General features: G+C 69.8%; 8 protein-coding genes. 1 reads left to right on the top strand and 7 read right to left on the bottom strand.

Going from position 1 to position 7,345, the window contains the following annotated elements; genetic code table 11:
• The 5 genes from QR78_RS30580 to QR78_RS30560 form a co-directional block, all read right to left on the bottom strand.
• On the bottom strand, positions 1–692 hold a 692-nt coding region (locus QR78_RS30580), incomplete at its 3' end, for a head maturation protease, ClpP-related (protein ID WP_048431401.1).
• Positions 693–703: 11 nt separating this feature from the next.
• Complete coding sequence (locus QR78_RS30575) at positions 704–2,257, bottom strand: phage portal protein (RefSeq protein WP_048431402.1); 1,554 nt, start codon at positions 2,255–2,257, stop codon at positions 704–706.
• A gap of 62 nt (positions 2,258–2,319) precedes the next feature.
• Positions 2,320–2,574 (bottom strand): phage head-tail joining protein, encoded by a 255-nt coding sequence (locus QR78_RS30570; protein ID WP_048431400.1) that lies wholly within the window; start codon positions 2,572–2,574, stop codon positions 2,320–2,322.
• 2 nt (positions 2,575–2,576) lie between these two features.
• Positions 2,577–4,577, bottom strand: a complete 2,001-nt coding sequence (locus QR78_RS30565) for a phage terminase large subunit family protein (RefSeq protein WP_244278509.1) — start codon at positions 4,575–4,577, stop codon at positions 2,577–2,579.
• A gap of 34 nt (positions 4,578–4,611) precedes the next feature.
• Positions 4,612–5,280 carry a hypothetical protein gene (locus tag QR78_RS30560; RefSeq protein ID WP_425284191.1) on the bottom strand — a complete coding sequence of 223 codons (669 nt, stop codon included), beginning with the start codon at positions 5,278–5,280 and terminating at the stop codon, positions 4,612–4,614.
• Between the two features lie 296 nt (positions 5,281–5,576).
• Between QR78_RS30560 and QR78_RS30555 the strand changes: the two genes are divergently transcribed.
• Positions 5,577–6,014, top strand: coding sequence for a hypothetical protein (locus QR78_RS30555; RefSeq protein WP_048431397.1), 438 nt, complete (start codon positions 5,577–5,579; stop codon positions 6,012–6,014).
• Between the two features lie 74 nt (positions 6,015–6,088).
• On the opposite strand, the gene QR78_RS30550 is transcribed toward QR78_RS30555, so the two are convergent.
• Complete coding sequence (locus QR78_RS30550; protein ID WP_125901347.1) at positions 6,089–6,703, bottom strand: transcription termination/antitermination NusG family protein; 615 nt, start codon at positions 6,701–6,703, stop codon at positions 6,089–6,091.
• Between the two features lie 41 nt (positions 6,704–6,744).
• Positions 6,745–7,345, bottom strand: a 601-nt coding sequence (locus tag QR78_RS35780) for a hypothetical protein (RefSeq protein ID WP_208993253.1), incomplete at its 5' end; no start/stop codon positions are given.

Below are 7,345 nucleotides of genomic sequence, written 5' to 3'. Positions count from 1 at the left end.
GCCATCAGCTTCTCCTTCTGGCGGGGTGGGGCGGCGGGCGCCGCGGCGGGCGCGCGGGCACGGTTCGTCCACGCGCGCTGATCGGCCAGGGCGACAAGGCGCTCCGGCGGATGGGTGAAGAGGCGGTAGTCGAAGGCGGTCGGCTCGGCCGGCACCGCGTCGTCGTTGGCGGCCTTGGCCTGGACGCGGTCCGCATAACCGCGCTCGACCGCTTCCTCGGGTGTCATCCAGATCTCGGCCCGCATGTCGGCGCGGGCTTCGTCCACGGTGTGCCCGGTACGGTCGGAGTAGATGGCGGCCATCGCCGTCGCGAGCGCGGTCAGGCTGCGGACCGAGGCCTCGTGATCCGACACGGTGCCGAAGGTGAAGCCGGAGGGATCGTGCACCATCATCAGCGCGCCGAGCGCCATGACGATCTCGTCGCCGGCCATCGCGATGACGGAGGCCGCCGAGGCCGCGATGCCCTCCACGACGATCGTCTTGCGGCCGGTGTGAGCCGCGAGCGCGGAGTGGATCGCCGCGCCCTCGGTGGCGATTCCACCGCCGCTGTTGAGGCGGATCGTGACGTCCGCGCCGCGCCCGATCTGGGCCAGGGCCACGATGACGTCGGACGCAGTGAAGCACTCATCCCAATAGAGGTCGCCGACCGTGCCCGAGAGCACGATCTCGTTCCCGTTGACCAGCACGGCCATGTCGGATCCTGTCAGGTTGTGGGCTTGAGCTTGGTCTTGCGCTGCGGCGCGGGGTCAGCCGGCGGCGCCGCGTCTCCGGCCGGCGCGGTGTCGACCGCCTTCCGCCCGTCGCTGGTGTAGGCGAGGCCCATCTCGTCGGCCCGCTCGTTGTCCGCCTGATTCTCGGCGTCGATCGTCTCGGCGTCGAAGCCGCCCTCGGCGACTTTTCTGGCGCGAGAGGAGAGACCCGCCTGGATCTCCTTCGTCTTGCCTTCGACGTCCTGCACGGGGTGGATGTACGGCCAGGCCTGCGGCACCCAGTTCGCGGCGTAGGCCGCGGCGCGCGGCATGCCAGGCGGCAGCTTCAGCGCGCCCGACATGATCGCGAGGTCGATCCACCGGCGCCAGATCGGGCGGCAGAACTGGAACACGACCTGATGGTGCTGCAACGCCTCGACGCCGCGGCGGAAATCGTTGAGCGCGGCGCGCAGCGTGCGATCGTCGAGCGTGCTGTAGTCGCCGCTCAGGATCTCGTAGAGCAGACCGCAGGCCGCCGCGATCTGGCGCTTGGCCTCGCGAACGAACATGTCGAAGTTCGGCCCGACGTCCTTCGGGTCGGAGAACTGCACCTCCTCGCCGTCGGCCAGCACCTGCAGGGTGCCGGGCTCGAACTCCAGTGAGACGGCGCCATCATCATCGGCGCCGTCCGTTCCGAGCGGCCCGGACCCGGCCGGGCTGTCGGCGCCCTCGTCCATGACGCGCTTGATGAAGCCGACGAGGCGCGCCGCGTTCTTCTTGCGGACGAGCTCGGCGTCCAGGTAGCCGTCGAGGTCGTAGAGGGTGCGCAGCGCCCGGGCGAGCCAGGGTTCGCCGCGATCCTGCCCGGGGCGCATGGCCCGGTAGAGGTGCGCCACGTCGCCCGCCGGCACCTCGGCGAGTTCGAGGCCGGCCGGCGCGAGCACGCCGTCGCCCGGGTGCTCGCGGTAGAGGAAGTAGCTCTGGCGCCGCCCGATCGCGCTGTACCGGATGCCCTGACGGATGTTGCTGCCGGGCTCGGTCTTGAGGTGCGGGCAGTGGTCCCCCTCAAGGACCTGCAGCTGGAGCGGCACCGACAGGCCGTCCGAGAGCAGCCGGGTGCGCAGGCGGGTGAAGCTCTCGCCGCCCTCGACCATGCCGCGCACCGCGATGGCCTGCAGGCCGTAGAAATCGTGGGCGCCGATGCTGTCGGCCTCGTCGGTCCAGGCCAGGAACAGCGCCTGCAGCCCGGCCCGGAACGCGGCGTCCTCCTTCTTGATCCGGCGGGCCTCGGCCTTCGACAGTCCCTCGGTCGAGCGCGCGGCGGTGCAGCGCGGCACGATGCCGGTACCGACGATGTTGCTCACCAGCCGGTCGACCGCGGCGCCGGCATAGGGGTTGCGCCGGGTCTGATCACGGCTCTTCCGGCGCAACTCGTCGAGCGCGTAGGTGATCGCGCTGTTCGGGCCGTAGCTGCCAACCCGCCAGGTGCGCGAGCGCCGGCCGCGCCCGCCCGCGACGTCATAGGCCGGGGCCTCGAGTGTGCCGGCCGGCTCGCCGTCGAGATCCATGGCGACCGGCGCGACGTACTGGCCGGTGCCCTTGACCCGGAACCGGACGGGCGGCGTGGCGCTCACCACCCGCTGCGCCCCGTCATCACGACCTGGGTGGTGCGCCGCACGACCGTCCCGCCGGTCGCGACCACCAGCGCGGCAATGTCCCGATCCAGGTCGCGGAGCGCCTGCCGCATCTCGGCATAGGTGCGATACGTGACCCGCCCTGTGTTGTCGGCGCCCTCGACGGTGAGCACGCCACTCGCCATCGCCGCGCGCAGCTTCACCCTCTGGGCGCGCAGTTTCGCGAGTTGCTGTTCCGGCGTGTCGGCCATGCTCACCTCGTGGGCCGGTTGTTGACCCGGCTGCGCCGGACGGCGCGTCGTTGCAGGTTCCGCGCGGCCAGCGTGCCGGCGGCGACCGCGGGCGGCAGCGGCGCCTCGTCGATCGTTGGGCGGACCCGTTCGATGCCCAGCGCCGCCTCAAGATCGCGCCAGTGCAATTCCCGCCACCGGTCCCAGCCGCGCATCGCGGCAAGGCCCCGGGCATAGTTCGCGCAGTCCAGCACCTCGTTGCGCCGGCCGCCGATCGGCACCCACTCGCGCCGGGTGCGACCGCGCGTGACGTGCGTCACCAGTTCCTCGGCGGTCAGCTGCTTGACCTGATCCTCGGGCACATCGCGCGGCAGGTGGACGAAGCCGGCCGGGAAGGGATTGCCCTCGGCCGGGCGCTGCAGCGCGAGGCAGCCCATCAGTTCCTGCTTGGCGAACGAGGCGCCCACCCGGACCGTCTTCAGCCCGCGCCGCAGTTTCTTGCCGGCGGGGGTGGTGTCCTTCGCCCCGACACCGAGGAAGGCCGAGGCGTAGCTGTCCTGACCGTCCACCGCGTGCACGTTGCCGCGCCCGCCCTGCGAGCGGACGAAGGCGTAGACCTCGGCGGTGAAGCCGCTCGAATCGATCCCCCAGTCCCGCACCGCCATCTCGGCGCCGGCCTCGTGCTGCCAGGTCTCGCCGAACATGGCCTCGAGGTCGGCCCACACCTCCGGGCGGTTCGTCGGCCCGGGCAGGACGCGGTGCTCGACCAGCCAGCGTTCACGGTTGCGGCCGAAGCCCCAGATCCCGACCTCGAGGCGGTCCTTCTGCACGTCGACCCCGGCGAACAGGATCAGCGCCGCCCGGCAGACCGTGCCCGACAGGTAGGTGTCGCGCCGGGCGTAGACGTCGTGCCAGTCCGGCGCGTCGGCGCCCTCCTTCCACGTGCGGGCGAGCTGGGTGTTGAAGAAGGTCCGCAACGTCTCCGGCCCGCGTCGCAGCGCCCTCGCGAACTTCGTCACCGTCTCCCGGATCGTCTGCTTCGGCGCGTAGAGCTTCGAGGCGACGCCGCCGGCATGGTCGTTCGGCACGGCCTGCGCGCCGCAGTGCCGGCAGAGCGCCCGCCGCACCCCGTGCGCCAGCGGCGCCCACCCTTCCGGCGTCTGCGGCTCGCCGCAGCAGGTGAACGACCGGGTCTGCCGCCACTCGACCTGCTTCAGCGCGCCTAGGCGCTGGGCCTCGGTCCAGGGCTGATCGCAGGCCTCGCACACGTACCACGCCGTCTCAGGGCGGATCTTGCCGGCCTCGTCCTTCTCGAACCGGACCCGCTCCCATTCCAGCGATTGCCAGGCGCCGCAGCCCGGGTGCGGACAGCGGACGAAGGCCTTGCGCTGGTCGCTCTCCTCGTAGCTCGCCTCGATGGCCGAGCGCCCGGCGATCGTCGGCGAGCAGGCCACCACGGTCAGGCTGTTCGCCTTGAACTCGGCCTGCCGCTCCTCGGCGAGGTCGATCGGCGGGCCCTCTCCACCGGCGGAGAGGGGGTACTTGTCGATCTCGTCGCAGACCAGGAGCCGGATCGGCCGCATCGCGAGGTTGGTCGGGCTGTTCGCACCCACCAGGGTGATGTGCCCGCCCGGGAACTGCTTGTGCGACAGTGTAGCGCCGGCGTCCCGGGACTTGGCCTCACCGAACAGGTCGGTCAGCACCTTCGTGTCCCGGATCATCGGCGCCAGCCGATCCTTCGAGAAGGTCTCGGCCGCGTCGTCCTTCGGGAACACCCCGAGCATCGGGCAGGGATCGACGTGAGCGAAGCGGCCGATGACGTTCTCGATCAACGTCGTCTTCAGCAACTGCGTGCACGCCATCAGCGTGATCTTGCTGACCCCCGGCTCGGTCGCCCAGAGCATCGGGCCACGGGCCACCTCCACCCGCGACACGAAGAACTTGCCGCCGTTCGAGCTCTCCTTACTCAGCTTCCGGTACCGCTCCGCCCACTGCACCACGTCGAGGTTCGGCGGCGGGGTCATGCCGCGCCGCCATGACCGGCGTAGGCTGGCGACGTCAGCCGGCTTCGGGTGAGCCGAGATCGGGGTCGCTGGGCTCGCCGAGTTCGGCGAGGTGCTGTTGGACATAGGTGGCGAGGACCTGGGTCAGCGTCCGGGCATCGACCTTCAGCGCGTCCGCCATCTCGATGCCGACCCGGGCCGGCCAGGCGAGCCAGGCGTCGCGCATCGCCCGGGCCTCGTCGAAGAAGGCGGCCTCGGCCTCGGCGCGGTCGACCAGCTTGCCCTGCTTGGTCAGGTACTCCTGCCGGCGGAGCAGGCCGAGATGGTTTTCCTTGCGCTGCGCCGCGGCGGCCAGCGAGAGGTTCGGGTTCTCCGGGTCGAATTCCGGGGGCGCCTCCGCGTCATCGTCAGGATCGGGCGGGGGCGCCTGTCTGGGTGGCGCGCCCTGGCTCGCCTTGCTCGGCCGCGGCGCCGGGCGCTCGCGGGGATCGGGCTCGGCTCGCGGGATGGTGCGGATCGGGCGGTGTGTCGTGCCGCCCCGGTTCGTGGCCGGCCTCTGGTCGAGGTTCCATTCGGTGGCCTCGACCTCGACCCGGCCATCGGCGGTGACCGCCAGCAGGCCCTGGCCCTTCCACTTCGTGACGATCGCCTTCGAGACGCCGCGGTGCCGAGCGAACTCGGCCTGGGTCATCGTGGCGGCGGGGCGTTCACTCGGGACGTTCACCGTTCACCGTTCACGGGTTTTGGCACCCTGGCGCTAGGAAACATGGGGGCCCCGACCACCCGTATAGGTCCATAGCCCCCAGGGGCCCTGACACCTCGGGGCGGGGTGCCGGTCCGGCGGGCTGGCAGCGGGTGGGGCTCAGCTGAGACGCCTCACCTTGGGTTGAACATTCGGTTGTGCCGTGCGTGCAACACGGTAGAAGGCCGTGTGGACCTCGCCCGCCATCCCATTGCCGGCAATGCAAGCTTAAGCCACAAGGCCGCTGTGCCGCCCAAGAAGCGGCAGCGGGGGCAACAATGTCTTTTCAAAATCTGGTTGGCGTGGCTTTGATCGCCGCGCTCGCGGGCGGCTGCGGATCTATCGCCCGTGGAACGACTGAGCGAATGGCGTTCGTCACAGAACCGCCGGGTGCTCAAATGGTGACGACAAAAGCCTATGCATGTCCGGCGACACCCTGCTCTTTGGAGGTCGAGCGCTCGGACGAGTTCGACGTGACCTTCACTAAGGCGGGCTATCGACCTGAAGTGGTTCCTGTGCGCACCAAGGTGGTCGGTGCAGGCGCTGCTGGCATGGCTGGTAACGTGCTGCTCGGCGGCGTGATCGGGATTGGCGTTGACGCCTACACGGGCGCCGCCTTCGACCACACCCCGAACCCAGTCAACGTCACGCTGGTGCCTGATACCCTCCCGAGCGCTCAGAGGGCGCGGCGGCGGAAGGGTACCCCCACTTCCTGACCCGCGGGTCATTAATCCGCCAAAGCTAACGCACGGCAGGTGCGAAGCCACTGCCGTGCGGACAGCTCGGAATATCACGCTACGTCCTTGAATTTCAAGCCCAAGTTCCGCGCTGCCTTGTGGGTACAAGTCGCAGAGTAGGGGAGGGCGCCGATGCTGACGAGGTGCCGGATCAGCGGCGGCACTTCCATCTGCGGGTCGGTCTGCCTGAGCGTGGCGTCGAACTCGCCCCGCAGGATGCGCAGGCGCAGATCTTCCACCTCGCCTTGGGCCAGCACCGCCCAGCGGTCCGACGCACCCCTGACGATGCGCTCCAGGCCGTAGATGCCGGCGATGTGCTGCGTCGAGCGGTCGAGCCCAAACACCAGGATGCGGGCCATCAGCGGGCGCTCGGCGATGATCCGCTTGCGGTTCCTTACTCGCCAGAACCGGAGCATCGGTAGGACCGTGTCCACGCCCCTGCGGGCCATGGCGTCGCGCACCATGACCTCACATCCGGGGTTGGTCACGGCGGCATGCCAGCGGACCGGGTTCGGCTCACCGGCAGCCTGGGCCATGGCGGTTTCCCGACGGCTGTCCCGGGGCCAGCGGCAGCGGTCACCGAGCCGCAGGGCAGGTGTGGCGGGCAGCACCGGCGCGTCCGTCGCTTCACCGGCGGCCTGGGCAAGAGCAATCGAGCGGCGGGACATCGTGAGACCTCCTAGAACCGGGAAGGGTGAGCGGCGGTTCGTCAGCTACACCACCGGTCCGCATCGTTGCCGATGCCGTCCCAGGCCTTGTCCATGATGGTGGCGCGGTGGCCGTATTGCCGGGGATTCATCCCGGCGACACGCTCGAGCGTAGCGCGCATCGCGTCGGTGCCGCCGCTCAGGCGGAAAACTTCACGGCCAAGGCGCATCACGGACTCCCGAAGCGCGTAGCCGATCGGGTCAGCAAGCATCTCGCCCAAGTCTGCCTGCCGAGGGGAAATGCTCGCCAAATCATCGAAGCTGACAAAATTCGCGCGGAGCGGCGTTTCACTCGGCTGCGCATCTCGCTCGGCATCATGTGCGATGATCGCGCCCAGTAGCGCGTCGAGCGCTTTGTCGATGGCAACGGCTTCCGCGGTTACTCTCATGTCATGAATCCTTTCTGGTTCGGTCGAATCGCCGGGCGACCAGTGTCTAAGCTTGCTATTATAGGCGAGCGCAGCAGGATGCTGACGCAAACCATCAGCATTTCTCGGTTGATGATTTGGGCCGTGGCGCCGCTTGCGTGCTCTGCTGTTCGCCGCGCCTGCCGGGTGGTGGCCGGTTCGAGTTCTCGAGCCGCCCCAAGCAGCACACGTCATG

Source organism: Methylobacterium indicum, from assembly GCF_001043895.1.
Classification (GTDB): Bacteria; Pseudomonadota; Alphaproteobacteria; order Rhizobiales; family Beijerinckiaceae; genus Methylobacterium; species Methylobacterium indicum.
This window is presented reverse-complemented; position numbering and strand designations above follow the sequence as displayed.

Coding starts and splice junctions, on each gene's coding strand:
- QR78_RS30575 (WP_048431402.1), bottom strand. CDS start 2,257: ATGGATCTCGACGGCGAGCCGGCCGGCACACTCGAGGCCCCGGCCTAT.
- QR78_RS30570 (WP_048431400.1), bottom strand. CDS start 2,574: ATGGCCGACACGCCGGAACAGCAACTCGCGAAACTGCGCGCCCAGAGG.
- QR78_RS30565 (WP_244278509.1), bottom strand. CDS start 4,577: ATGACCCCGCCGCCGAACCTCGACGTGGTGCAGTGGGCGGAGCGGTAC.
- QR78_RS30555 (WP_048431397.1), top strand. CDS start 5,577: ATGTCTTTTCAAAATCTGGTTGGCGTGGCTTTGATCGCCGCGCTCGCG.
- QR78_RS30550 (WP_125901347.1), bottom strand. CDS start 6,703: ATGTCCCGCCGCTCGATTGCTCTTGCCCAGGCCGCCGGTGAAGCGACG.